This window comes from Georgenia wutianyii (assembly GCF_006349365.1).
Taxonomy (GTDB): domain Bacteria; phylum Actinomycetota; class Actinomycetes; order Actinomycetales; family Actinomycetaceae; genus Oceanitalea; species Oceanitalea wutianyii.
The window spans coordinates 2,909,084-2,935,107 of record NZ_CP040899.1; the positions used below are offsets into that span (position 1 = coordinate 2,909,084).

Below are 26,024 nucleotides of genomic sequence, written 5' to 3' on the forward strand. Positions count from 1 at the left end.
CCGGGGGAAGGTCCCAGGCACCGGACCCACGGCCAGGGGAGACTGACCCCTGACCGTGGGCGCCCGCCGCCGGAGAGAAAGAGGAGACGCCGTGGCCCGTAGCATCTACATCGCCTCGCCCGAGGGGCAGACCGGGAAGTCGACGATCGCGCTCGGCCTCGTCGACCTGTTCGTCCGGCGGGTGGAGCGCGTGGGGATCTTCCGGCCGGTCGTCCCGGCCGGCGACGAGCGGGACAACGTCCTGGAGCTCCTGCTCTCCCACGACGGCGTCGACCTCTCCTACGAGGACGCGGTCGGGGTCACCTACGACGAGGTCCACGCGGACGAGAAGGCCGCGATGAGCCGGATCGTCCAGCGCTTCCACGCCGTGGAGGAGCGCAGCGACGTCGTCGTCATCGTCGGGTCGGACTACACCGACGTCGCGGGCCCCGCGGAGCTCGCGTTCAACGGCCGGGTGGCAGCCAACCTCGGCGCGCCCGTCCTCCTCGCCGTGCGGGCGATGGACCGCTCGACCGAGGAGATCGCGCAGGTCGTCGACATCGCGACGAGCGAGCTGCGCTCGGACCACGCGACGGTCGCCGCCGTCGCCATCAACCGCTGCGAGCCGGACCGGCTGGAGGAGGTGCGCGCGGCCGTCGCGCGCCCGGACGTGCCGGTCTGGGTCTTCCCGGAGATCCCCGTCCTCGCGGCCCCCACGATCTCCGACCTCGTCACCGCGCTCGAGGGCACCGTCATCGCGGGCGACGACGCGCTGCTCGCCCGCGAGGCCGAGTCGATCCTCGTGTGCGGCATGAACGTCGAGCACATCCTCGAGCGGCTCACAGAGGGCCAGGTCGCGATCGCGGCGGGCGACCGCTCCGAGGTCCTCATCGCACTCGCCGCCGCGCACTCCTCGCAGAACTTCCCCTCCCTCGCGGGCATCGTGCTCAACGGCGGCTTCGAGCCGAACGGCGCGGTCCGCACGCTCGTCGAGGGCCTGGGCCGGTCGCTGCCGATCATCACGACGCAGCACAACACCTACGAGTCCGCGCGGATCGCCTCGACCACCCGCGGCGTCATCTCCCGCGGCAGCCAGCGCAAGCGCGACCTCGCCCTCGGTGCCTTCGAGCGCAGCGTCGACGTCGAGGACGTCGTCAAGATCCTCGACGTCCCGCGCAGCGACGTCGTCACCCCGCTCATGTTCGAGGCGCGGCTGCTCGACCGGGCGCGCGCCGCCCGCAAGCACATCGTCCTGCCCGAGGGCAACGACGACCGGATCCTGCGCGCGGCGAGCACCCTGCTCTCCCGCGGGGTCGCCGAGCTCACGCTGCTCGGCGTCGAGAGCGCCGTGCGTGACCGGGCCAGCGACCTCGGCCTGGACATCGACGCCGCGACGGTCGTCGACCCGCGCACGAGCGACCTGCTCCAGCCGTTCGCCGAGGAGTACACCCGGCTGCGCGCCCACCGCGGCATGACGCTCGAGCGGGCGCTGGAGATCATGCCGAGCGTGTCCTACTTCGGCACGATGATGGTCCACACCGGACGCGCGGACGGCATGGTCTCCGGCGCGCTCCACACGACGGCGCACACGATCAAGCCGTCCTTCGAGATCATCAAGACCCGCCCGGGCACCTCGATCGTGTCCTCGGTGTTCCTCATGGCGCTGGCCGACCGCGTGCTCGTCTACGGCGACTGCGCCGTCAACCCCGACCCGAACGCCGAGCAGCTCGCCGACATCGCGATCTCCTCGGCCGAGACGTCGGCCCAGTTCGGCATCGAGCCGCGCATCGCCATGCTGTCCTACTCCACCGGTACCTCCGGCAGCGGCGCGGACGTCGACAAGGTGCGTGCGGCGACGGAGATCGTCCGCGAGCGCCGGCCCGACCTGTCCGTCGAGGGGCCGATCCAGTACGACGCCGCCGTCGACGCGTCGGTGGCCCAGACCAAGCTGCCGGGGTCGCAGGTCGCGGGCAAGGCGACCGTCTTCATCTTCCCGGACCTCAACACCGGGAACAACACCTACAAGGCGGTCCAGCGCTCGGCCGGTGCCGTGGCGATCGGGCCGGTCCTCCAGGGGCTGAACAAGCCGGTCAACGACCTCTCGCGCGGCGCCCTGGTCCAGGACATCGTCAACACCGTCGCCATCACCGCCATCCAGGCGCAGGCCAACGAGGAGCAGCAGTGAGCAGCACCGTCCTAGTCATCAACTCGGGGTCGTCCTCGATCAAGTACCAGCTGATCGAGCCGGAGCAGGGCATCGTCGTCGCCTCCGGTCTCGTCGAGCGCATCGGGGAGCACACGGGCCGGCTGCGCCACACCTTCGAGGGTGTCGACACGACGCTCTCCGAGCCGTTCGCGGACCACGGCGTGGGCCTGCGCCGGGTGCTCGACCTCTTCACCGAGGTCGGCCCGGGTCTCGCCGACGCCGGGATCGTCGCCGTGGGCCACCGGGTCGTCCAGGGCGGGTCCCGGTACTCCGGCCCGGCGCTGGTCGACGAGAACGTGCTCGCGGACATCGAGGAGCTCATCCCGCTCGCCCCGCTCCACAACCGGGCGAACCTGCGCGGCATCGAGGTGGCGCGCGAGCTGCTGCCCGACGTCCCGCACGTCGCCGTCTTCGACACCGCGTTCTTCTCCGACCTGCCCGAGGCCGCGGCGACCTACGCGCTGGACCGGGAGGTCGCCGAGAAGTACCGGGTGCGTCGCTACGGCGCCCACGGCACGTCCCACCAGTACGTCTCGCGCACCGCCGCGACGATCGTCGGCCGCCCGCTGGAGGAGCTGCGCCAGGTGGTCCTCCACCTCGGGAACGGGGCCTCGGCCTCGGCCGTCTCCGGTGGCCGGGCGCTGGACACCTCGATGGGCATGACGCCGCTCGAGGGTCTGGTCATGGGCACCCGCACCGGCGACATCGACCCGGCGGTGATCTTCCACCTCGCCCGCAACGGCGGCTTCACCATCGACGAGATCGACGACCTGTTCAACCGCCGCTCCGGCGTCAAGGGGCTCGCCGGGCAGAACGACATGCGCGAGCTCCACGAGCTCGTCGCCGCCGGTGACCCGGCCGCCCGGCTCGCCCTCGACGTCTACTCCCACCGGCTGCGCAAGTACGTGGGTGCCTACGCCGCGGTCCTCGGCGGCCTCGACGTCGTGACCTTCACCGCCGGCATCGGCGAGAACGACGACATCGTGCGCGCCGAGTCGATGCGGGGCCTGGAGTTCCTCGGCATCGAGCTCGACGCCGAGCGCAACGCCGGGCGCATCAAGGAGCCGCGCGTCATCTCGACCGACTCCTCCCGCGTCACCGTGCTCGTCGTGCCCACCAAGGAGGAGCAGGAGATCGCCCGCCAGGCCGTCTCGCTCCTCTGACCTGACGACCCACGCGCCCGCCCGGAGCTCCCCGGGCGGGCGCGTGCGCGTTCACTGAGGGGCACCGACCCACAGGTCGTCGAAGGACACCGTCACCGGGGCGTTCGTCGCCGAGGTCGACAGGTAGCCGCGCAGGGCGATCCCGCCCGGTGCCTGGAGCGCGGCCGTGGTGTCGGTGACCGCGACCGTCCACGCCCCCGGCTCGGCGGTGCCCGCGGCCCACACCTTGGCCCGCAGGGTGGTCGGCGCGGTGCCCACCGCCTGGGCCCGCACCTCCAGCGGCTGGCCCGGGACCGCGGTGAGGCCGCTCACCGTGCGGGACTGCAGCGCCGTCTCGACGTCGCTCACCCGCCGGCCGGCCGTGAGGACGACCTGGCCCGTCGCCAGCACCCGCGTGTCGACGAAGTAGCGGTTGCCGTCGGGCAGGTAGCGCGGGGTCACGGTGAGGTAGGTGCCCCCGCCGGTGGCCGGCTTGTCGGCACCGGCACGGACCCGCACCTCCACATCGGTCGAGGAGATCCCCGCCAGGCGCATCCCGGGGCCGGCACCCGGGGTGCGCAGCGCGATCCGCCCGGCGCCGCCGGCGACGGAGAAGTTGGAGGCCGTCCCCACCGCCGTCCACGGCCCGCCGGCGTCGGCGCTGCCCCAGCCGTTGCTCACCGTGCGCCCGAAGACGTCCAGCGCGAGGGGCGCGGGCACTGCGCTCACGGTGACCTGCCGGGTGAGGCTGGTCGTGGCGCCGTCGTCGTCCCTCACCGTGAGCGTGACGTCGTAGGTCCCGGCCTGCGCGTACGTGTGGGACGTCTCGGCGCCCGACGCGCTCGCGCCGTCACCGAAGGTCCACTCGTGGGAGACCACCTCACCGTCCTCGTCGCTCGACCCACGCCCGTCGACCCCCAGCGCGAGACCGTCGGTGCTCGACGTGAACGCGGCCAGCGGGGCCGCGTTGGGCACGGGCGCGACGGTGACCTGCCGGGTGAGGCTGGTCGTGGCGCCGTCGTCGTCCCTCACCGTGAGCGTGACGTCGTAGGTCCCGGCCTGCGCGTACGTGTGGGACGTCTCGGCGCCCGACGCGCTCGCGCCGTCACCGAAGGTCCACTCGTGGGACACCACCTCACCGTCCTCGTCGCTCGACCCACGCCCGTCGACCCCCAGCGCGAGACCGTCGGTGCTCGACGTGAACGCGGCGACGGGGGCGAGGTTGGGCGCCTCGGTCGCGGTGCCCGCCGCGTGGTGCTCGGCGACGTCCCGCGCCGAGAGCGCGGTCTTGTAGATCGCCACCTCGTCGAGGTCGCCGGCGAAGTAGCCGCTCGACGGCGCCGAGGGCCACCCATTGACGGTGTCACCACCGATGCGCCAGTAGCCCAGGGCGAGGTGCTCCCCGACCGTGACGTCGGCACGCCCGCCGACCGCGGCGCCGTCGAGGTAGAGCGCCATGCCGTCCTCGGAGAGGGTGGCGACGGCGTGGTGCCAGGCGCCGTCGTTGTAGCCGGCGGCGCTGGAGACGACGAGCCTGCTCGCCGCCGGCTTGACCCCGAAGTGGATGCGGCCGGAGCCGTCCATGTACAGCTGCCGGTCGTGCTTGCTCGAGCTGCCCTGCGTCGCGCGGTTGCTCCACCCCACGAGCCGCCCGCCTGCGCTGGACGTCGTGCGGAACCAGGTCTCGACGGTGAAGACGTCCGGCGGGTTGCCCTGTGCCGTCGTCGCCGCCCACCCGGTGTTCGTGCCGGTGAACCGCATCGCCCCGTTGCCGTCCCCGGCGATCGCGCCGGTGGTGGGGCTCAGCCCGGCCGCCGCCGTGAGCGGGTGGAGGCCGACGGTGTCGGCGAGTGCCGGGCCGGACGCCTCACCCAGGCGCCAGTAGCTCGTCGGCTCGTCGGCGTAGACCGCCTCGACGTAGGCGCTGTCCGCCCCGCTCGCGGCGACGGCGACGGTCGTCCACGGCGAGTTGGCGATGTTGCCGAAGGGGTCGGTGACGGCGACCCGGTAGCGGTGGGAGGACCCGGGGGCCACCCCGGTGTCGGTGAACCCCATGGTGAACGGGTTCCAGTAGCGCGAGGTCACCGTGCGGGTGTGGACGAGTCCGGCGCCGTTCTGGGTGTCGCGGTAGACCCGGTAGGTGAGGTTCTCGTTGTCCAGGTCCTGGTTCGTGCGCCAGTTGACCCGCACCTGCCCGGCCTCCGTGGAGGAGACGTTGAGCGGGTAGGTCGCGTTGAAGAGGCTGGGCCCGACGGCGTTGGGCGCCTTGTCCGCGGTGGTGAACCTGGTGAGCCCCTGCTGGCTGGTCCCGTTGACCCGGGTGAACTCCCCGCCCATGACGACGTAGTCACCGTTGCCGACGACGCTCCACGGACCTTGGTACTGCCCGGTGTAGCTGCCGGTGTTGAGCTCGGGGAACCAGCCGAGCTGGGTGGAGGTCGGCTGGCCCTCGAAGCTGTAGTAGCGGCGCTGGTCCGGCTCCCACGACGCGGTGCCGGTCGGCTCCTTCCCGAAGGCCACGGCCCGGTGGTAGGGGTAGTCGCCGACGCCGCCGGGCCCCTGCCGCATGCCGCCGATGTTCTCGCAGTAGTGGGTGTGGCTGGCGGCGTAGACGACGTCGCCGACCGGGTAGACGCCGTAGGTGTCCCCGTGGCAGTCGTTGAGCCAGCGCACCGCACCGCCGTCCCAGCTCGCCGCGAAGAGGCCCTCCCACGTGCCGCCCTCCTTGCCGAAGGTCCAGCCGCCGCCGTAGATCGTCGTGCCGTCGGTGGCGAGGGTGTCGATCGCGCCGTCGCTCGTGCCGTTGCGCACCAGGCTGTTGGCGGCGAACGGGAGTGACGCGCCGGTGACGGTGTCGAGCATCCCGAGGCCGTAGCCCGGGTTGTTCGAGCCGTTGAGCGCGGTGAACCCGCCGCCGACGGCGACCCTGGCGCCGGCGGGGTCGATGGTCATCGCGTCGACCGTGCCGCCGGTGGCCTGCGGCGCCCAGTCGAGCAGCGCACCGTCGGAGGCCCGGAACGCCGCGAGGCGGCCGCGCGCGGCGCTGCCCACCGCGGTGAAGTTGCCGCCGGCGTAGACCGTGGTGTTCGTCGCGACGATCGCGCGCACGTGGTAGTTCACGGGCGGCGCGAAGCCGGGGACGAGCGCCCCCGTGGCGGTGTCGAAGGCGGCGATGCGCTGACGGGCCTGGCCGTTGACGGTGGTGAACTCCCCGCCGACGTACAGGCGTCGGCCGTCGGGAGACACCGCGAGCGTACGGACCTGCTGGTTGAGGGTCGGGGCGAAGGAGGTCATCTGCCCCGTGATGACGTCGAAGGCCATGATGTTCGCGCGCGGGACGGTGTTCTGGCCGGCCGGTGAGCCCGCGGGACGCGCGGCGGAGAAGCTCCCGCCGACGTAGACGGTGGTGCCGGCCATCGCCATCGCCCACACGACCCCGTTGATCTGGGGCGTGGGCAGCGCGTCGGCGGTGACGGTCACGGGCGTGGCGGGGTCGGCCGGGTCGGCGGGCCTGCTGTCGGCCCAGGCCGCCGGGGCGAGGCCGACCAGGGCGAGCGTGAGGAGGAGGGACAGGCACCGGCGCAGCCAGGCGTGCGAGGGAGGGAGGGAGGGGTTCACGACGGAGGGTCCCATCTGTGCGAAGGGGCACGTCGCCCGCGTACCGGGCCCGTGCGGGGTGGAGGTCAGTCGAGGGAGCCCGCGAAGGCCACCGTGGGTGCCGCGTCCGCGGCGATCTCGACCCGGAGGTCGTCGCGCACGTCCTCGGGGACGGCGAACACGTAGGTGCCGGTGGCGGAGGCGCCGGCACTCAGGCTGCCGCTCAGCGGGGTGCTGCCCTGCCCGAGGTCCGTGGCGGGGGTGCGGTCCTGACCGTAGGAGAGGAGGACGACGACGTCGTCGAGGGGGATCGTGCCGGTGGAGTCGTTGGCCGCGCGAAGGGTGACGGCGAGCGCCGGGCCGGCCACCTCGCCGGGGGCGCGGGCGACGCCGTCCACCGCCTCGATCGCGGTGAGCCGCACGGTGAGACCGGTACCGAAGTCACCGGTGGCGTCCAGCCCGACGGCGGGCAGGACGGGGACGGTCTCGACGGGCACCGTCCGGCCCTCACCGGGGCTGGGGGGTGCGCCGGGTTCCGGGGCCGCCGTCGGGTCCGCGGGGCCCGGCGTGGCCGTCGTACCCCGAGGCGCCGCCGCGTCCGCCGGACCGGCCGACGTCGTCGCCGCCGACGGCTCCTGCGGCCCACCCGGCCCGCCCGCGACCAGCGCCCAGACGAGGACGGCGAGAACGGCCACGGCGAGCAGGAGCGGGAGGAGGCGGCGGCCCTGCGACGTCGAGGTGTCCGGATCCACGATGCTCCCGCTCTCGTTCAGGTCGCCCGGTAGCACCGAGTATGGAGGCGGCCGGGCGCGGGGGCGCCCCGCATATCCCGCCAAGCGCCCGCAAGGCTCCCCACCGGGCCCCCGAGGACGCCCCGACCACGGCGAGGATGGGCCGAAGTCACCCTCGACGGTCGGGAGCACGGACGTGGACGATCCTCAGCTCAACGCGGTGGGGTACGTGCCGGGTGGTTTCGACATGTTCCACATCGGGCACCTCAACATCCTGCGCGCCGCGAGGGCGCGGTGCGGGCACCTCGTCGTGGGGGTCGCGACCGACGAGGCCCTCACCGCGATGAAGGGGCGTCCGCCCGTCGTGCCGCACGCGGAGCGGATGGAGATCCTCTCCAGCCTGCGTTTCGTCGACGCCGTGGTGCCCGACGTGGCGGCCGACAAGAGGGTCGCGTGGCACGCGCACCCCTTCGACGTGCTCTTCAAGGGCACCGACTGGCTGGGCACCGCCAAGGGCGACCGGCTGGAGTCCGAGCTGAGGCAGGTGGGCGCGCGGGTCGTCTACCTGCCCTACACCCCCTCGACGTCCTCGACGATGCTGCGGGCGTTCCTCACCAGCGCGCTGCCGTCGGCCCCCTAGCGGCCGGGGCGTCCGGCGCGGCGAGACCGGGGAGCCCGCGCAGCTCGCGGCGCGTGCCGATACCGAGCTTGCGGTAGATGCTCGTGAGCCGCAGCTCCACCGTCCGCACCGAGACGTAGAGCGCGGCCGCGACCTCCTTGTTCGTCGCCCCTCCGTGGACCAGCCGGGCGATCGTGCGCTCGTCCTGGGTCAGGCGGCCGAGGTCGGCGGGCGCCGCGGTCCGCTCGACGCGCTCGGCCTCCCGGTCGACGGCGGTGGCCCGGGCGACCGCCCCCGCCCGCGCGTACAGGTCGCGCGACCGCCGCAGGAGCTCGAGACGGACGGTCCTGTCCTGGACGAGGTCCGCCGCGAGCTCGAGGAGCTGGGCCTCGTGGGCCGGCCGGCCGGCAGCGGTGTCGGTGAGGGAGGTGAGCGCGCGGAGCACCTCCCCCGCCGGGACGCGCAGCAGCGTGAGCGCCGCACGCAGTGCCGGGTCGCCGTCCGCACCGCGCGCCTCGAGGAGGGCCTCCGCCTCCTCCTCGCCGGCTCCCGTGCGCCACCGCAGCCGCACGGCGTCGAGCACGGTGGCGGACTGGACGGGTCCCTCGCGCAGCGCGCGGCGGTAGTGCTCGGCGGCGGTGTCGACGTCGTCCTCGAGCAGGGCTCGCAGCCCGAGCGCCTCGTGGAGCGCGGCCGTCACGGCCGGGCCGGCCCCGCGCACCTGCGTGAGCTCGACGAGGTCGGCCAGCCAGTCCTCGGCCTCGCCGGCACGCCCGCGCAGCAGCGCGACCTGGGCGAGCAGCGCGAGCCCGGAGCCGCCCCGTGGCACGTGCAGCGGCAGGAGGTCCTCGACCGCGCCGGCGGCGATCTCCTCGGCGCGCCGGTACTCGCCCATGGCCAGGTGGAGCCCGAGTGCGGCGAGCGCGAGCTGTGCCCGCACCAGCGGTGCCGGGAACCGCCGGACCCGCGCGAGCAGGTCGGCGACGGCGCCGCGGGCCTCGGCCCACCGCCCGGTGACGACGAGCTGCTCGACCTCCTGCACCTCGCCCAGCCAGCCCGCGAGGTCGGCCCCGGGGCGGGTCGCCCCGAGCGCGCCGAGCGGGTCGGCGGAGCGGGGCGCCGACCGGTCGACCATCGCCCTGGCGAGCGCGAGGTCGGGGTCCGGCTCCCCGCCGTCGTCGGGGAGCAGACGCTCGGCCTCGGCGAGATAGCGGCGCGCCTCCTCACGCTGGCCGTACTCCACGCACAGCCGCGCGGCGAGCGCCGCGACGGCGGCTGCCTCCTCGGGCCGGTCCAGCCGGCGCAGGCAGGAGGCGACCAGCCGGTGGGGAAGCCCGTTCTCCCGGTAGGTCGTCGCGACGAGGAGGAGGGGGAAGAGGCGTCCCAGGCCGTCTGGCGCCTCCGCCAGGGCGGTGGTCAGGAGCGTCACCGCCCGGGCGGGGTGGCCGCAGTACACGGCCGCGACGCCGCCGAGCACGAGGAGCTCCAGCGGAGGTACCGGCGGCCCGGGGTGGTGGACGGCGTCGCCGACGAGCATCTCGACCACCTCGGTGCGGCCGCTGTCGAGGTACTCGCGTGCGCCGCGCACGAGCGTGTCGAGGACGGCCGGGGTCACCGCCTCCCCGGCGCGCAGGGCGAGCCACGACCGGTCGAGGGAGGCCTCGGGGTAGCAGGAGGCGAGGGAGCCGAGGGCAGCGCGCAGCTCGCGCGCCGGCGTGAGGGCGCGCACCGCCGAGAGCAGGCGTGCGTCGGCGGACCGCACGAGCCCGCGCTCCTCGTCCAGGACGGGCTCGCCACCCGGCCCGAGCACGTCGGTGAGCACGGCCCCGGAGCACTCCTCGAGGGTCGCGCGCTCCGGCCGGACCGCAGCCGCCGCCCCGAGCACGAGCAGCCGCTCCTGCTCCCCCAGCCCGTCCCACCACCGCCGGTAGGTGGCGGCGGTGGTGGCGGTGCCGGGCAGGACGTCCGGCAGCGGCTCGAGGGCGGAGAGCTGGTCCGGCTCGAGCGCGGCGCACACGGAGACGACGTCGCCCGGGTTGCCGCCGCAGCGCCGCGCGATCGTCGCGGCCACGGGGTGGGGGACGCGCCGGCCCACGGTCTGGCGCACGAGCGCGACAGCGTCCGCCGCGCCGAGCGGCGCCACCCGGCGCACCCACAGCGGCCCGACCGGGGAGTCCTCGAAGGAGCTGCGGGGCAGGTCGTGGCTGGTGAGGACGACGAGCACCGGCGCTCCCGCGAGGCCGGCGGCGAGCGAGGCGAGGGCCGGGAAGACCGCCTCGTCGGCCACCGGCAGGTTGTCGACGGTGACGAGCAGCGGGCGACTGCTGCTCAGCCTCCGCAGCGCCGTCACGGCCACCTGGACGAGACGCGGGTCGTCCGGGGAGACGGCGCCGTCGAGCTCCCCCAGGGCCTCCACGACGACGTCACCGAGGTCCCGGAAGGCCTCCCCGGCGACGACGGAGGCAGCGACGGCGGCGGCGGCCTCCCCCTCGAGCAGCCCGCTCGGGACGTGGACGGAACGGACGTCCTCGACGGCCTCGCCGACGCGGACCAGCGTCTCGGTGAGGAGGGTGGTGAGACCGACGCCCGGCGGGCCGGTGAGGAGCACGACGCCGCCCCGGCCGCGGGCCAGGCGCCCCACCATCTCCCGGATCCGGGACAGCTCCGGCTCGCGCCCGAGGACCGTGGAGGAGCCCTCGCCGCGGACGTCGTCGGCCATCGGCACAGCGTACTGGCGCCGCCCCTGGGCGCGCGGGGGAACGACCGGGTCGCCGCGGGTCCGCACCGAACCCGCAAGACGTCCGCACGGTCCGCAGGTTCGGGCGGGGATCCGTATCCGCCGTACCTAGTGTGACGAGCCCGGGCCCAGCGCAGACAGGAAGCCCTCATGGTCGAGGCCACAGCGTCGTCGTTCACCGAGTCGGTCCGCGCCCTGCGCAGCGCGCAGAAGTCCGCCAAGGGAGCGCCGCTCTACTCGCGGTTCGTCAACCGTCCGGCGGGCCGCCTCCTCGCCGCACTCGCCCACCAGGCCGGGCTCAGCCCCAACCAGGTGACGGCGGTGAGCGCGGCGTTCACCTTCACGGGGGTGGCGCTCATCGCCCTCGCGCCACCCTCCCCGGCGATGGCGGCGGGCGTCGCGCTCCTTCTCGTCGTCGGCTACGCGCTCGACTCCGCCGACGGGCAGCTCGCGCGCCTGCTGGGGGCGGGCTCGGTGGCGGGCGACTGGCTCGACCACGTGTGCGACTGCCTCAAGACGACGACGATCCACCTCGCGGTCCTCGTCTCGCTGTTCCGCTTCGCCGACGTCCCGCAGGAGTGGCTGCTCCTCCCGCTCCTCTACGCCCCGGTCGACACGCTCCTGTTCTTCGCGTTCGTCCTCACCCAGAGCCGCCGGCGCCCGGGCGACCCGGCGCCGACCGCCGGTCCCGCCTCGCTCGCGCGCTCGGTGCTCTCGCTGCCGACCGACTACGGCGTGCTGTGCCTGGTCCTCCTCACCCTCGCCTGGCCCCCGGCCTTCCTCCTCCTCTACGGGGCGATGTTCCTCGGGACGGCCGGCTACACCGCGCTCGCCCTGCCCACGTGGTTCCGCCGGCTCTCCCGCCAGGAGTCGTAGGGATGGTCGAGACGAGGTGGGACGAGCGCACGGGGACGCGTGGGGCGACGCGGGCCAGGGTCACGGCCGTGGTGTGCGCCGCCGTCCTCGTCCTCCTCTGCCTGTCCTGGGCGCTGGACCTGCCCCCGTGGGACGGGGCCGACGGGCTGCCCAAGCTCACGCCCGTCCACGAGCCCGACACGATCCACGTCTCGGTGGACGGCGACGACGAGGCCACCGGCTCGCCGGCCGAACCGCTGCGCACGATCACGGCGGCGGTGCGGACGTCGGGTGCCGGGGACACGATCGTCGTCCACGGCGGCAGCTACCACGAGGAGCTCAAGGTCGAGAACCGGCAGGGGCTGCACCTCGTGGCGGCGCCCGGCGCGGAGGTCTGGCTCGACGGCTCGGTCGTCGTGGAGGGGTGGCAGCCCGAGGACGGGCACTGGGTCTCCCCCGGGTGGATCACCGAGTTCGACCCGAGCCCGACGTACAGCTGGGGCGCCCCGGACCACGACCAGCCGGGGTGGAGCTTCATCGACCCCGAGCACCCGATGGCCGCCCACCCCGACCAGGTGTGGGTGGACGACGTGCGCCAGGAGCAGGTCGGCTCACGCGCCGAGGTGCGCGAGGGGACCTTCTACGTCGACCACGACCGCGACGAGCTGGTCCTGGGCACCGACCCGACCGGCCGGACCGTCGCCGCGAGCACGCTGGCCCGGGCCCTGCGCGTGCGCAGCGCCCAGATGGTGCTGCGGGACATCGGCATCCGCCGGTACGCCCCGTCCGTGCCGCACATGGGCGCGGTCACGATCGAGGCGCACCACGTCCTCCTCGACGGCGTCACGCTCGCCGACAACGCCACCACCGGCCTCCACGTGCTGAGCACCGGCGTGCGGCTCGAGGACGTCGAGCTCGTCGGCAACGGGATGATGGGGCTCTCCGCCACCGAGGCCGACGGCCTCGAGCTCGTCCGCGTCACCGCCCGGGGGAACAACGTCGAGGAGTTCAACCGCTCCCCGGCGGCCGGGGGCGCGAAGATCGGCCGCTCGTCCGGGGTCCTCGTCCGCGACAGCACGTTCTCCGACAACCTCGCCAACGGCGTGTGGTTCGACGAGTCCGTCCACGACCTGCGCCTCGTCGGCTCGCGGATGACCGGCAACACGGGGCACGGGGCGTCGGTCGAGCTCACCGGGAAGGTCGTCGTCGTCGGGAACGTCATCGCCCGCAACGGCGGCAACGGGCTCAAGCTCAACGACGCCGAGGACGTCGAGGTCTGGAACAACACCTTCGTCGACAACGCCCGGTCGATCAACGTCGTCCAGGACGACCGCGACCTCGACCCGCGCGGCAGCTACCGGGACCCCGAGCTGCCCCTCACCTGGAAGACGCAGGACGTCGCGATCCGCAACAACGTCCTCGTCCGCACCGGCACGGTCCCGCTGGACGGCGACGAGCAGCGGACCTGCCTGCTCTGCGTCGAGGACCACAGCGGCCGGTGGACGGCCGCCGAGATGGACGTCACGGCCCTCGGCAACGTCTACGTACGACCCGACGCGGGCTCGCCCAAGTGGGTCGTCGTGTGGTCCCGGCGTGACCGGGACCCGTACGTGTTCCGCAGTGTGGCGGACTTCCGCCGCACGGTGAACCAGGAGGGGACCGGCACCGAGCTCACGGGCACGGCCGCACTGTCCCCCGACCTCCACCCCCTCCCGGTCCTCGAGCAGCTCGTCGCGTCGGTGGCACAGCCGCTGCCACGCGAGATCGCCGAGCTCGTGGGCCAGGACGAGGGCGCCCAGCACCTCGGTGCCTGGACGTCCCCGCCTCCACATCGCTGATCACCACACGTCGGGCGGCGCGCACGAGAAAAGGACCTCGCATGACCCGTCAGCCCTCCCTTGCCATCGCCATGGTCGGCACCCGCGGGGTGCCCGCGCACTACGGCGGCTTCGAGACGTGCGTCGAGGAGGTGGGCTCCCGACTCGCGGCGCGCGGGCACCGCGTCGTCGTCTACTGCCGTTCCTCCGCCGACGAGGCGACCAGCCGTCCGGCCGAGCACCTCGGCATGGAGCTCGTCCACCTGCCCGCCGTCCCGCGCCGGTCACTGGAGACCCTGAGCCACACCGCGGCCTCGGTCGCCCACCTCGCCACGCGGGGCGCCGACGTCGCGCTCGTGTTCAACGCCGCCAACGCCCCCCTCCTGCCTGTCCTGCGGGCCCGGCGCATCCCGGTGGCGACGCACGTCGACGGCCTGGAGTGGCTGCGCAGCAAGTGGGGCCCGGTCGGGCGGCGCTACTACCGCGCGGCGGAGGCGCTCGCGGTGCGCTGGTCCGACGCCGTCATCGCCGACGCGCAGGGCATCGCCGACTACTACCTCGCCGAGTTCTCCGCGCCCACCACCCTCATCGCCTACGGCGCGCCGATCATCGACCCCGCGCTCGACCGGCTGGCCGAGCTCGGGCTGCGCCCGCACGGCTACCACCTGCTCGTGGCACGCTTCGAGCCGGAGAACAACATCCACCTCGTCCTCGAGGGCTACCGGGACAGCGCCGCACGCCTGCCGCTCGTCGTCGTCGGGTCAGCGCCGTACTCCGACGCCTACACCGCCCACCTCCACGGTCTGGGCGACGACCGGGTCCGCTTCCTCGGCGGCGTGTGGGACGCCGAGCTGCTCGACCAGCTCTACGCCGGGTGCTGCACCTACCTCCACGGCCACTCCGTCGGCGGCACCAACCCCTCCCTCCTGCGGGCTATCGGGGCCGGTGCTCCGACGATCGCCTTCGACGTCGTGTTCACCCACGACGTGCTCGGCACCGCAGGCGTCTACTTCGCCGACGGTGCCGGCGTCCGCGCCGCGCTGGAGGACGCCGAGCGTGACGAGCCCGGCCGGCGCGCCCGCGGCGAGCGGCTGCGTGAGCGGGCCCGGGACTACCGGTGGGACGACGTCGCCGACGGCTACGAGGACCTGTGCCGGCGCCTGGCCGCCGCGCCACCAGCGCAGCGGCCCTCGGGACGCCGGGCCCCGCGTCCCGCCGGTGCGGCCGCCCCCGCGCGCACCGCCGTCACCGTGGCCGGCCATGTGGGCTGACCCGGGCGGGGGCCGGCGGGTCGTCCTCGCCCACCCCTCCCCCGACGTCTACGGCTCGGACCTCCAGCTCGCCGAGAGCGTCCGAGGGCTGGTCGAGCACGGCTGGCTGCCGACCGTCGTGCTGCCCGCCGACGGCCCGCTGCGGCCGCTGCTCGAGGAGCGGGGCGCCGAGGTGCAGGTGAGCGACTTCCCCGTGCTCCGCCGTGCGCTGCTGCGCCCGCGCCCCCTGGCCGGGCTGGTCCTCCGGGCGCCGGCGACCGTCTGGCGTCTGCGGCGGCTGCTGCGCGCCTCCGGGGCCCGCGCCGTGTACGTCAACACGCTGACGATCCCGCTGTGGGTGGTGGCCGCGCGCGCCGCCGGCCTGCCCGTGCTGTGCCACAGCCACGAGGCCGAGCGCCTCGCCCGCCCGGCCCGGCTCGCGCTCACCGCCCCGCTCCTGCTCAGCGACGTCGTCCTCGCCAACAGTGCCTCGACCCGGGAGGTGCTCACCTCCACCCTGCGGCGCCTGGCCCGACGGGTCGTCGTCGTCCACAACGGGGTGCCGGACCCCGGCCCGCCGGCGCCGCCGCGGGTGCGGGGAGCCGGTGAGGAGCTCCGCCTCGTCGTCGTCAGCCGGCTCTCCCCGCGCAAGGGGATCCATGTCGCGGTCCAGGCCGTCGCCCTCCTGCACGACCAGGGGCTGGACGTCACCCTCGACGTCTGCGGGAGCACCTTCCCCGGCTACGAGTGGTACGAGCGGGCGCTGCGTGACCAGGTCGGCGACCTCGGCCTCACCGACGCGGTCACCTTCCACGGGTACGTGGCTCCCACCCGCCCGCTGCTCGAGGCCGCCGACGTCGTCCTGGTCCCCTCCTTCGGGGAGTCCTTCGGCAACGTCGCGGTTGAGGGCATGCTCGCCGGGCGCCCCGTCGTGGCCTCGGACGTCCAGGGACTGGCCGAGGTCCTCGAGCACGGCGTCTCCGGCGTGCTCGTCGAGCCCGGCTCGGCGCCGGCCCTGGCCGAGGCGGTCGCGGCCCTGGACGCCGACCCCGCGCTGGCCGAGCGCCTCGCGGACGCGGGCCGGCAGCGCGCCACCTCACGCTTCGGGGTGGACCGCTACCGCGCCCTCGTCGCCTTCCTCGTCGCGCAGGTCGCGGGCGACCCGGTGCCGGTCAGCGCCGCCCCGGCCAGGCCAGGTAGCGCGACCGCGGGGAGTACGCCGAGCCGTCGATGACCTCCAGCCGGCCGGCCCGGTTGAGCGTGTGCAGGCGCGTCCCGGGCCACTGCGGCCCCGGGGCGAGCCGGGCCACGACCCGCTGGGTGAAGGCGGCGCCGTCGAGGCGGGTGACCTCCGCGAGGGCGAGGGCCGCGCCGTAGCCCGCGCGCCCGTCCTGGACCGGGCGCACGAGGCGCCCGCCCCGGCGGACCACCCGGCCGGCCGGCCGCGCCGCGGCGATGTCGACGAGCACCGGGTTGCGCTCGTGCGCCACCCACGGGCCCTGGAGACGGTCCGCCGACCACAGGTGGAGGCTGTCGGAGAAGGAGCCGCCGTCGCGGACCGTGGCGCTGAGCCACCATCTCCCGCCGTGCCGGAACGGCGTCGCGTCACTCACCTCCTGCCCCTCGAGCAGCACCTCCTCCAGCACCCAGCGGTCGGGGAAGCGCGCGGCCCGGTACAGCTCGACCGTCCGGGCGCCGGACGTCTCGGGGACCATCCACACCTGCCCGGCGTCCTCGAGCACGAACGGGTAGGACAGGTGGGCCCGGTGCTCGAGCACCGGTCGCGGCGCGCCCACCGGACCGGACGGGCCGACGTCGACGACGGAGATCACCCCGCGCCCGAGCGCGTGGTCGTAGTCCTCGACGAACAGGTGCGTCACACCGTCGACGACGACGGGGAACGGGTCGGCGTAGAAGTGCCGGCCGTCGTCGGGGAGCTCGCTCCACCCACCGGGAAGCCGGCCGAGGTCGATGACGTCCGGCCCGTCGACCCAGCGCCACCCGACCCTCCAGTGCGGGGCCCGGTACAGCAGCCGGTAGGCCCGGTGGACCGCGGCCCGCGCGACCGACCGGCCCGCGTGGCGCAGCACCTCCCCCCGCGCGAGCCGGGACGGCTCGCCGTCGGCGACGTCGACCGGCGCACCGCCGTCGAGCGCCTGCCGGAGCAGGTGCGTGCACCCGGCGAGCACGTCCTCGAACGCCGCGACGGTGACGCCCGGGGTCTCGCTGCCCGGCCGGCCCGCCGCGAGGGTGCGCCCGGCGGTGAGGTCGACGACGCGCACGGCCGGGACGCGACCGGCGAGCAGGGCGGCGAGGAGCGGCGCCTCGCCCGCACCGCCGTCGAAGGTGAGGTGCCAGGTGGGCCCGGCGGTGCCGTCGTCCCCGACGAGGTCGAGCACGACGTCCGGCTCCCCGTCCCGCGCGAGGTAGGGCGCCAGGTGCGCCTCCTCCAGGCGGGCCGAGCGACCGGCGGGGAGGCCGTGCAGGATCCGCTCGAGGGCGAAGAGCCGGTCCACCTCGGGTGCCGGCGGGCGGGACCCGGTGCTCCACCGCACCCCGACCTCGAGGTCCGGGCGGCCCGCGAGGGCGGAGACGACCTCGAGGTGCCAGCGGCGCAGCGCCCGCCGGTCGAGCCTGACCGCGACCCGCACCGCCTACCCCCTGCCGTCCGCCGGCTCGGGGAGCCGGTAGGCGATCACCGTCGCGGTGAAGAGCACGATGAAGGCGGGGGCGGTGTCGAACAGCCCGCTCTCCAGGACGCCGAGCAGCGTGACGAGGACGATGAGCGCGGCCACGAGCAGCCGCTGCGGGGAGGGCAGGTGCACGGCGTGCCACAGCGCGGCGAGCACGAGGAGGGCGAGGACGGCGCTGCCGACGTAGCCCACCTGGAGCAGCGCCGAGACCCACGAGCTGTCGAGGATCTGCTCGTTGCGGTACAGCGCCGTCACCGGGATCTGCTTGAGGGCGAGCCCGCTGCCGAAGAGCTGCTGGGACAGGGTGTCGGCGTAGTCCGCCGCCGCGCTCCACGCGACGGTGCGGGAGTTGAGCGTCGTGATGTCGGCGAGCGTGCCGCGTCCGGCGAAGGCGGCGACGTAGGGCGTGAGCACGGCGACGAGCAGCAGGCTGGTGGCGGCGACGACGACCCCGGCGACCATCGGCGGGCGCACCCGGGGGGTGAGCACGAAGAGCAGGGCGAGGACGACGAGCAGGACCGACAGACCGGTACGGGAGCCGGTGAGCCAGATGACCGCGAGCAGCGGGACGAACGCGGCGACCTCCCGGGCGGAGGCGACCCTGGTGAGGGCCTTCCAGAACAGCAGGAGCACGGGCACGCTGAGGAGCAGGCAGATGACGTTGGCGTTGAGCGGCGGGATCCCGCCGTACAGCCGTCCCGTCTCGGCCAGCGACCCCACCCCCGTCACCGCCCCGACGCCGGCGAGGATCACCATCGCGCTGCTCAGCGCGCTGAGCACGTCCTGCCACGGGTGGGTGACGGTGACGAGCACGAGGGCGAGGGCGAGCAGCGCGAGCCGGGCGGCGAGGACGGCGGCGGGCAGGCCGTCGGCGTTGAGGATCCCCCCGGCGACCGAGATCGCCAGGTAGGTGGCGAGCCAGATGACCGGCGCGGCGCGCACCCGCCCCCAGGCCCCGGGTGGGCGGGGGGTGAGCAGCGCGATGCCGACGGCGACGACGGTGAGCACCGCCTTGGTGACGACGACGACGTCGAGCCCGCCCTCGTAGAAGGCGCCGCGCCGCCAGGCCACCGCCGAGACGAGGAGCAGGAGGAAGGTGAGGACGAGGGAGAACGGGCGCAGCGTCACGGCCCTGAGGGTGGGCGCGGCGGCAGGGCGGGCGAGCTCGAGGGTCATGACGTCACCCGGACCGGCCGCGCCTGCGCCGGGCGGCCCGGGCGCAGGAGGAGCCGGCGGCACAGCACCCCGCCGACGAAGGAGCCGACAGACAGCAGCCACGGGGTCCAGTCCGGCCCGGCGTCCGCGGCGCGCAGCACGAGCACGACGAGCGCGAGACCGACGGCGGCGTCGGCCGCCCGGATGAGCAGCACCCACTGCTGTCGGCCCTGGACGGCAGCCAGGCTGCCGTAGGGGAGGACGGCCGCGCACGACGCGGCGTAGACCGCCCACCCGAGGGTGGCGAGGAGGCTCACCGGGAACCTGTCGGCCGTGACGAGCGGGCCGAGCCAGGGCAGGAGGAGCGCCGCCGCTGCCCCGACGACGACGGCGCCGCCGAGCATGACGCCGGCGGCCCGGTCGGCACGGGCGAGGAGGGCGGCAGGGCCGAGGTGGCGGTCCGCCGCGTAGGTGGAGAACAGGTAGGAGCCCAGGCCCTGGACGAGCAGCATGGCGGGGGCGACCACGACCCGGGCGGCCTCGAGCTCCCCGACGGCCGCGGTCCCGGCGGCGACGAGCACGACGGACCGGGCGAGGTTGAGCGTCGTCGGCCGGACGAACTGCTGGACCGCCCGCCACGAGCCGTACCCGACCACGGCGCGCCAGTCGGCCGGGCCCTGCAGCCGCGGTCGCCGCTCCGCCGCGGGCAGACGGACCAGCGCGAGCGACGCGGCCACGACCTGCCCCGCCGCGAGCGCGCCGAGGACGTGGTCGAGGGTGAGCGGGCCGGTGAGTCGGGACGCGCCGAGGACGGCGAGCACGGCGAGCAGCCCGGCGGCGTCGACCAGCACGAGGCTCCAGAAGCGCAGCGTCGCCATGAGCAGGCGCCGGCCCAGGTCCGCGACGACGAACGCGGTGAGTGCGAGGGTGAACACGAGGGCGGTGCGCACCCCGAGCCCGTGGAACGTGGCGAGGAAGCCGGCCGCGGCCAGCACGAGGACGAGCACGAGCGCGGCCCGGGTGAGGGCGGCGCGGACGGCCGGCTCGGTCCGGTCCAGGACGGTGAGGGAGTCGCCGACGAGTCCCGTGCTCAGCGCCGTGGCCATGACGACCGCACCGAAGAGCAGAGCGTACGTGCCGAAGCCGTCGGCACCGAGCGAGCGGGCCGCGACGACCGACAGGACGAGGCTGCCCAGCGCCAGGGTGACCTGGCCGGCGAGCGCACCCAGCGCCCGGTGGGGCAGGCGCGCGAGCGTGGACCGCACCTTTCCCCGCACCCGCCTCACCGCCCGGCCCTCACACGCTCGGGCTCATCGCGTTGGGCTCGAGGGCCCGGTGCGTGCGGCGCTGGTCGCCGCCACGCCCGGCGCGCCGCTCGCGCCGCCGCCGGCCCCCGGACCGCACGGTGCCGAGCACCTCGGCTCTCCCCCCGCGCAGCGTCTCGAGGCTGTCGGTGAGCTCCTCGCGGGTCGTCCTGCCGGCGCGCACGACGACGAGCACGCCGTCCAGGGCCCGCGCGACGACGACGGCGTCCGCGACGTCCGTGGCGCCCACGTCGTAGACGACGAGATCGAAGCGGGCGCGCAGCTCGGTGACGAGCAGCGTCATGGCCTCCGAGGCGAGGAGGGCGGCCGGGTCGGGCGGGGCGAGCCCGGCGGGCAGGACGTGGAGCAGCCCGTCGCGCCAGGGGTGCAGGACCGAGGCGAGCTCGGTGTCCCCGACGAGCACGTCGCCGAGGCCGGGGTCGTCCTCGACCCCGAGCACCCGGGACAGCGCTCCCTGCCGCAGCCCGGCGTCGACGAGGCAGACCCGCGCCCCGCCCAGCGCCCCGGTGATCGCGAGGTTCGCCGTCTCCACCGCCCTGCCCTCCCCCTCGGTCGGGGAGGTGACCGCGAGGTCGCGCAACGGCGCCGCGCGGGTCACCGCGAGGGCATCGCGCACCGCGCGGTACTGCTCGGCGCCCGCCGACCGCTGGTCGAGCGCGACGAGCGGCTCCCCGGCAGGGTCGCCGTCGGAGGTCGAACCGAGCGGCCGGGTGCCGGTGACGGCACGCACGTCGGCTGCGGTGCGCAGGCGGCGGTCGGCGTGCTCGCGCACGAGGGCGAGCAGGACGCCCGCCGCGGCCCCGACGACGCCGCCCAGCAGGATGCCCAGGCGCACGCGGGGGGAGGACGGCTCGGTCGGCACGGCCGCGGGGTGCGTGAGCACGACCTCCACCGAGGAGGCCGCCAGCCCGCGGGGCGTCTCGACCTCCTCGATGAGCAGCCCGAGCTGCTCGGACACCTCGTCGGCGACGGCGGCCGCCAGCTCCTGGTCCCGGTTGCGCACCGCGACCTCGAGCATGACGGTGCCCGTCGGGCTGCTCACGTCGACCATGTCGTTGAGCTCGCTCGGGGTGAGGTCGAGGTCCAGCGCCTCGAGCACGCCGTCGACGACCGTCGGGCTCGTGCTGAGGGCGGCGTAGGAGACCATCCGCTGGGTGACGAACTGCGCCCCCTGGAAGCTCTCCCCGGCCCCGGCGGCGTCCTCGTCGGCGACGGTGACGAAGGACCGCGCGATGGCCACGTACTGCTCCTCGGCGAGCAGGCCGAGCCCCAGCCCGACGAGGAGCCCGACGGCGATCATCGACACACACGCCCGCCAGCGACGCTGGAGCAGCGCGAGGTAGTCGAGGAACGTCATCGCACTCCCTCCCGCAGCGAAAGGCCGCTGCCGGGTGGAGGCCGCGCAGCCTGCGCCCGATCCTATTTCCGCGGTCCTGACGCCGGGCACGGCTCGGAGGGGGATCGCCACCCGACCCTCCGAGGAGGGCCGGGGTGACCTCTCCCCTCACCCGCGAGCGTGGACGTCCCCCCGAGAGGGGACGTCCACGCTCAGGTCCGCGTGCCCGTCTCCTCGAGCTCCCCGTCCTCCGTGGCCTCGTCATCACCGGTCACGTCGTCGGCCGTGGGCGCGAAGACGACGGGGTCCTCCCCGTAGTACGTGCCGCGGAAGCGCGGGCGCATGAGGTTCTCCGGGGACAGGACGTCGTCGAGCTCCTCCTCGCTCAGCAGCCCCCACTCCAGGACGACGTCGCGGACGCTGCGGCCGGTGCGCGCGGCCTCCCGCCCGACCCGGTCACCGTTGTGGTGCCCGATGATCGGGTTGAGGAAGGTGACGAGGCCGATCGAGTTCATGACGTTGGCGCGGCACACCTCCTCGTTGGCGGTGATCCCGGCGACGCAGCGCCGGTCGAGGGTGTCGCAGGCGCGGGTGAGCAGCGAGACGGACTCGAACACCGACTTCGCGATGACCGGCTCCATGACGTTGAGCTGGAGCTGGCCGGCGTCGGCGGCCATCGTCACCGTCGTGTCGTTGCCGATGACGGCGAAGCACACCTGGTTGACGACCTCGGGGATCACCGGGTTGACCTTCGCCGGCATGATCGAGGAGCCGGCCTGCATCTCGGGCAGGTTGATCTCCCCGAGGCCCGCGCGCGGCCCGGAGGACAGCAGGCGCAGGTCGTTGCAGATCTTGCCGAGCTTGACCGCGACCCGCTTGAGCGCGGCGTGCATCGACACGTACGCGCCGGCGTCCGACGTCGCCTCGATGAGGTTCTCCGAGCGCACCACCGGCAGGCCGCTCACCTCGGCGAGGTGGGCCACCGCCCGCACGGTGTACCCGGGCGGGGTGTTGAGCCCGGTGCCGATCGCCGTCGCCCCGAGGTTGACCTCCAGGAGCAGCGCCTGCTGGCGGGAGAGGTTGAGCAGCTCCTCGCGGATGAGGGCGGCGAAGGCCGCGAACTCCTGCCCCAGCGTCATCGGCACGGCGTCCTGGAGCTGGGTGCGCCCCATCTTCAGCACGTGGGAGAACTCGTGCCCCTTGCGGGTGAGGGTGACCGCGAGCGCCTCGAGGCGGACCTTGAGCCGCTCGACGGCCTGGTGGATCGCGATGCGCAGGCCGGTGGGGTAGGCGTCGTTGGTCGACTGGCTCTTGTTGACGTGGTCGTTGGGGTGGACGACGTCGTAGCGGCCCTTGGGCAGCCCGAGCCGCTCGAGGGCGAGGTTGGCGATCACCTCGTTGACGTTCATGTTCACCGAGGTGCCCGCGCCGCCCTGGTAGACGTCGACGGGGAACTGGTCCAGGCACCGCCCGGTCGCGAGCATCTCGTCGCAGGCCCCGACGATCGCCGCGGCGACGTCCGCCGGGAGGGTGCGCAGGTCCCGGTTGGTCATCGCCGAGGCCTTCTTCACCATGACCATGCCGCGCACGAGGTCGGGCAGGTCGCGCACCGTGGTGCCGGAGAGCGCGAAGTTCTCCACCGCCCGCAGCGTGTGGATGCCCCAGTAGACGTCGTCGGGGATCTCCCGCCTGCCGAGGAGGTCCTCCTCCGTCCGCGTGCCGCTCATCAGCCTGCGGGGCGCGTCATCGACATGACGTCGAGCGCCGAGTCGAGCCGCTCGGGGGTGACCTCTCCGCGCTCGACGTAGCCGAGCTCCTCGACGGCCTCGCGGATGGTCGTGCCGTTCTTCACGGCGTGCTTGGCGATCGCGGCGGCCGCCTCGTAGCCGATGACGCGGTTGAGCGGCGTGACGATCGAGGGCGAGGACTCCGCGAGGGCGCGGGCCCGCTCGACGTTGGCGGTGATGCCGTCGACGGTCCGGGTGGCCAGCGCCTGGCTCGCGTTGGCGAGCAGGGTGATGGACTCGAGGAGGTTGCGGGCGATGACCGGCAGCATGACGTTGAGCTCGAAGGAGCCGGACGCGCCCGCGAAGGCGATCGTCGCGTCGTTGCCGATGACCTGGGCGCACACCATGAGCGTCGCCTCGGGGATGACCGGGTTGACCTTGCCGGGCATGATCGAGGAGCCGGGCTGCAGGTCGGGGATCGCGATCTCGCCGAGCCCGGTGTTGGGGCCCGAGCCCATCCAGCGCAGGTCGTTGCAGATCTTGACGAGCGAGACGGCCACGGTGCGCAGCGCCCCGGACATCTCGACGGCGCTGTCCTGGGCGCTCTGCGCCTCGAAGTGGTTCTTCGCCTCGGTGACCGGCAGGCCGGTGTGCTCGGCGATGAGGGAGATGACCCGCGGCGCGAAGCCGAGCGGGGTGTTGATGCCGGTGCCGACGGCGGTGCCGCCGAGCGCGAGCTGGGCCAGGCGCGGGAGGGCCGCCTCGACGCGGTCGATGCCGAGGCGGATCTGGGCCGCGTAGCCGCCGAACTCCTGGCCGAGGGTGACCGGGGTGGCGTCCATGAGGTGGGTGCGTCCCGACTTGACGACGTCGGCGAACTCGGCCGCCTTGGCCTCCAGGGACGTCGCGAGCGTGTGCAGCGCCGGGACGAGCTCCTTGACGACGGACTCGGTCGCCGCGATGTGGATCGAGGACGGGAAGACGTCGTTGGAGGACTGGGAGGCGTTGACGTGGTCGTTGGGGTGCACGCTGCGCCCGAGGAGCGTGGCGGCGATGTTCGCCACGACCTCGTTGGTGTTCATGTTCGACGACGTGCCCGAGCCGGTCTGGAAGACGTCGACCGGGAAGTGCTCGTCGTGGTCCCCGGCGATGACCTGCTCGGCCGCCGCGGCGATGGCCCGGGCGACGTCGTCGTCCAGCACCCCGAGCTCGGCGTTCGCCAGCGCCGCTGCCCGCTTGATCTGCGCGAGGGCCGCGATGTGGTGACGCGAGAGCCGGGTGCCGGAGATCGCGAAGTTCTCCACCGCCCGCTGCGTCTGGGCGCTGTACAGCGCTCCACGCGGGACCCGCACCTCCCCCATCGTGTCGTGCTCGATGCGGAAGTCGGCATGGTCAAGCGTCACTGCAAGCTCCAAGGTCGGGGGTGGTGGGGAGACTTACTTCTCGTCGAGGTCCGTGCTCAGCAGGTCGGCGAGGGAGTCGAGGACCTCCTCGGCGCGGTCGCCCTCGGCGGTGAGCGTGACGGAGTCCTGGTACTTGGCCCCGAGGGTCATGATGCCGAGGATGCTCGTGGCGTCGACCGGGGTCCCGCCCTCCTTGGCGACCTTCACCGGGATGCCGGCCTCGCCGGCGGCCTTGACGAACAGGGACGCCGGACGGGCGTGCAGGCCCACCTTCGAGCCGATGGTGACCGTGCGCTCTGCCATGGGGTGAATCTCCTACCGGTTGTTGTTGGGGGTGTACGGGGACACGACGACCTCGACGCGCTGGAACTCCTTGAGGTCGGAGTACCCGGTCGTGGCCATCGCGCGGCGCAGCGCGCCGACGAGGTTGACGGTGCCGTCCGGCTGGTCGCTGGGGCCGTGGAGGATCTGCTCGAGGGAGCCGACCGTCCCGACCCGCACGCGCTCGCCGCGCGGGAGCTGGGGGTGGTGGGCCTCGGAGCCCCAGTGCCAGCCCCGCCCGGGCGCCTCCTCGGCGCGGGCGAGGGAGGAGCCGAGCATGACGGCGTCGGCGCCGCACGCGATGGCCTTGACGAGGTCGCCGGAGCGTCCGACACCGCCGTCGGCGATGACGTGGACGTAGCGCCCGCCCGACTCGTCGAGGTAGTCGCGGCGCGCGGCGGCGACGTCGGCGACGGCGGTGGCCATCGGGGTGTGGATGCCGAGGGAGGTGCGGGTGGTGTGGGCGGCGCCGCCGCCGAAGCCGACGAGCACGCCGGCCGCACCGGTGCGCATGAGGTGGAGGGCGGCGGTGTAGGTGCCTGCCCCGCCGACGACGACGGGCACGTCGAGCTCGTAGATGAAGCGCTTGAGGTTGAGCGGCTCGGCGGTCGAGGAGACGTGCTCGGCCGAGACGGTGGTCCCGCGGATGACGAAGAGGTCGACCCCGGCCTCGACGACGGTGCGCCAGTGCTCCTGGGTGCGCTGCGGGGAGAGCTTGCCGGCCACGGTGACGCCGCCGGCGCGGATCTCCTGGAGGCGCTGGGTGATGAGCTCGGGGACGATCGGGCGGGAGTAGATCTCCTGCATCCGGGCGGTGACGTCGCGTCCGTCGAGCTCGGCGATCTCCTGGAGCAGCGGCTCCGGGTCCTCGTAGCGGGTCCACAGGCCCTCGAGGTCGAGGACGCCGATGCCGCCCAGCTCGCCGAGCCGGATCGCCGTCGCCGGGCTCATCACGGAGTCCATCGGCGCGGCCAGCACGGGGGTGTCGACGTAGTACGCGTCGATCTGCCAGCCGACGGAGACGTCCTGGGGGTCGCGCGTGCGCCGCGAGGGCACGACGGCGACGTCGTCGAAGGAGTAGGCCCGCCGCCCTCGCTTGCCGCGGCCGATCTCGATCTCGTTGCTCACAGG

The 26,024-nt window shown here is 74.4% G+C and carries 18 protein-coding genes; 7 read left to right on the top strand and 11 right to left on the bottom strand.

The genetic code is table 11. From position 1 onward, the window contains the following. The first annotated feature begins 91 nt into the window (after positions 1-91). Entirely contained in the window at positions 92-2,164 is a 2,073-nt protein-coding gene (gene pta, locus FE251_RS12815; protein WP_139071228.1) for a phosphate acetyltransferase, read from the top strand. Continuing rightward, entirely contained in the window at positions 2,161-3,348 is a 1,188-nt protein-coding gene (locus FE251_RS12820) for an acetate/propionate family kinase (RefSeq protein ID WP_139071227.1), read from the top strand. Before pta ends, FE251_RS12820 begins: the two co-directional genes overlap by 4 nt. 51 nt (positions 3,349-3,399) lie before the next feature. On the opposite strand, the gene FE251_RS12825 is transcribed toward FE251_RS12820, so the two are convergent. Together FE251_RS12825 and FE251_RS12830 are read right to left on the bottom strand one after the other, a co-directional pair. Further along, positions 3,400-6,945, bottom strand: a complete 3,546-nt coding sequence (locus FE251_RS12825; RefSeq protein ID WP_230976431.1) for a PKD domain-containing protein — start codon at positions 6,943-6,945, stop codon at positions 3,400-3,402. Positions 6,946-7,010: 65 nt separating this feature from the next. Continuing rightward, complete coding sequence (locus FE251_RS12830; RefSeq protein WP_139948993.1) at positions 7,011-7,676, bottom strand: hypothetical protein; 666 nt, start codon at positions 7,674-7,676, stop codon at positions 7,011-7,013. A gap of 175 nt (positions 7,677-7,851) precedes the next feature. On the opposite strand from FE251_RS12830, the gene FE251_RS15885 reads away from it, so the two are divergent. Beyond that, positions 7,852-8,295 (top strand): adenylyltransferase/cytidyltransferase family protein, encoded by a 444-nt coding sequence (locus FE251_RS15885; protein ID WP_255303566.1) that lies wholly within the window; start codon positions 7,852-7,854, stop codon positions 8,293-8,295. Here FE251_RS15885 and FE251_RS12840 read toward each other — a convergent pair. After that, positions 8,267-10,993, bottom strand: a complete 2,727-nt coding sequence (locus FE251_RS12840; protein WP_139948994.1) for a helix-turn-helix transcriptional regulator — start codon at positions 10,991-10,993, stop codon at positions 8,267-8,269. The genes FE251_RS15885 and FE251_RS12840 overlap by 29 nt on opposite strands. 168 nt (positions 10,994-11,161) lie before the next feature. Here FE251_RS12840 and FE251_RS12845 point away from each other — a divergent pair, with 168 nt between their 5' ends. The 4 genes from FE251_RS12845 to FE251_RS12860 are packed head-to-tail and all read left to right on the top strand — an operon-like array spanning position 11,162 to position 16,167. Beyond that, positions 11,162-11,887 carry a CDP-alcohol phosphatidyltransferase family protein gene (locus tag FE251_RS12845; RefSeq protein ID WP_139071222.1) on the top strand — a complete coding sequence of 242 codons (726 nt, stop codon included), beginning with the start codon at positions 11,162-11,164 and terminating at the stop codon, positions 11,885-11,887. A 2-nt stretch (positions 11,888-11,889) separates the two neighbouring features. Beyond that, complete coding sequence (locus FE251_RS12850) at positions 11,890-13,704, top strand: right-handed parallel beta-helix repeat-containing protein (protein WP_139071221.1); 1,815 nt, start codon at positions 11,890-11,892, stop codon at positions 13,702-13,704. A 41-nt stretch (positions 13,705-13,745) separates the two neighbouring features. Next, positions 13,746-14,954, top strand: coding sequence for a DUF1972 domain-containing protein (locus FE251_RS12855; protein ID WP_139071220.1), 1,209 nt, complete (start codon positions 13,746-13,748; stop codon positions 14,952-14,954). After that, positions 14,944-16,167: a glycosyltransferase family 4 protein gene (locus FE251_RS12860; RefSeq protein WP_139948995.1), complete on the top strand. Its 1,224-nt coding sequence runs from the start codon at positions 14,944-14,946 to the stop codon at positions 16,165-16,167. The genes FE251_RS12855 and FE251_RS12860 overlap by 11 nt, the downstream gene beginning before the upstream one ends. Here FE251_RS12860 and FE251_RS12865 read toward each other — a convergent pair. From FE251_RS12865 to FE251_RS12900, 8 genes are all read right to left on the bottom strand, one after another. After that, positions 16,106-17,584: a glucosamine inositolphosphorylceramide transferase family protein gene (locus FE251_RS12865; protein ID WP_139071218.1), complete on the bottom strand. Its 1,479-nt coding sequence runs from the start codon at positions 17,582-17,584 to the stop codon at positions 16,106-16,108. The genes FE251_RS12860 and FE251_RS12865 overlap by 62 nt on opposite strands. Positions 17,585-17,587: 3 nt before the next feature. After that, positions 17,588-18,802, bottom strand: coding sequence for a hypothetical protein (locus FE251_RS12870; RefSeq protein WP_139948996.1), 1,215 nt, complete (start codon positions 18,800-18,802; stop codon positions 17,588-17,590). Next, entirely contained in the window at positions 18,799-20,058 is a 1,260-nt protein-coding gene (locus FE251_RS12875) for a polysaccharide biosynthesis protein (RefSeq protein ID WP_139071216.1), read from the bottom strand. The genes FE251_RS12870 and FE251_RS12875 overlap by 4 nt, the downstream gene beginning before the upstream one ends. Before the next feature lie 19 nt (positions 20,059-20,077). After that, positions 20,078-21,463, bottom strand: a complete 1,386-nt coding sequence (locus FE251_RS12880) for a polysaccharide biosynthesis tyrosine autokinase (protein ID WP_139948997.1) — start codon at positions 21,461-21,463, stop codon at positions 20,078-20,080. Between the two features lie 191 nt (positions 21,464-21,654). After that, a complete protein-coding gene (gene aspA / locus FE251_RS12885) occupies positions 21,655-23,172 on the bottom strand; it encodes an aspartate ammonia-lyase (protein WP_139949343.1) in 1,518 nt (505 codons plus the stop codon). Next, positions 23,169-24,572: a class II fumarate hydratase gene (locus FE251_RS12890; protein ID WP_269144717.1), complete on the bottom strand. Its 1,404-nt coding sequence runs from the start codon at positions 24,570-24,572 to the stop codon at positions 23,169-23,171. Before FE251_RS12890 ends, aspA begins: the two co-directional genes overlap by 4 nt. Positions 24,573-24,605: 33 nt before the next feature. Further along, on the bottom strand, positions 24,606-24,875 hold the full coding sequence (locus FE251_RS12895; RefSeq protein ID WP_139948998.1) for an HPr family phosphocarrier protein: 270 nt from the start codon (positions 24,873-24,875) through the stop codon (positions 24,606-24,608). 12 nt (positions 24,876-24,887) lie between these two features. Continuing rightward, the gene (locus FE251_RS12900; protein ID WP_139071213.1) at positions 24,888-26,021 is read right to left on the bottom strand and encodes a GuaB3 family IMP dehydrogenase-related protein; all 1,134 of its coding nucleotides are present in this window, start codon (positions 26,019-26,021) and stop codon (positions 24,888-24,890) included. Positions 26,022-26,024 lie beyond the last annotated feature (3 nt).

Coding starts and splice junctions, on each gene's coding strand:
- FE251_RS12840 (WP_139948994.1), bottom strand. CDS start 10,993: ATGGCCGACGACGTCCGCGGCGAGGGCTCCTCCACGGTCCTCGGGCGC.
- FE251_RS12895 (WP_139948998.1), bottom strand. CDS start 24,875: ATGGCAGAGCGCACGGTCACCATCGGCTCGAAGGTGGGCCTGCACGCC.
- FE251_RS12855 (WP_139071220.1), top strand. CDS start 13,746: ATGACCCGTCAGCCCTCCCTTGCCATCGCCATGGTCGGCACCCGCGGG.
- FE251_RS12870 (WP_139948996.1), bottom strand. CDS start 18,802: ATGACCCTCGAGCTCGCCCGCCCTGCCGCCGCGCCCACCCTCAGGGCC.
- FE251_RS12880 (WP_139948997.1), bottom strand. CDS start 21,463: ATGACGTTCCTCGACTACCTCGCGCTGCTCCAGCGTCGCTGGCGGGCG.
- FE251_RS12845 (WP_139071222.1), top strand. CDS start 11,162: ATGGTCGAGGCCACAGCGTCGTCGTTCACCGAGTCGGTCCGCGCCCTG.
- FE251_RS12860 (WP_139948995.1), top strand. CDS start 14,944: ATGTGGGCTGACCCGGGCGGGGGCCGGCGGGTCGTCCTCGCCCACCCC.
- FE251_RS12850 (WP_139071221.1), top strand. CDS start 11,890: ATGGTCGAGACGAGGTGGGACGAGCGCACGGGGACGCGTGGGGCGACG.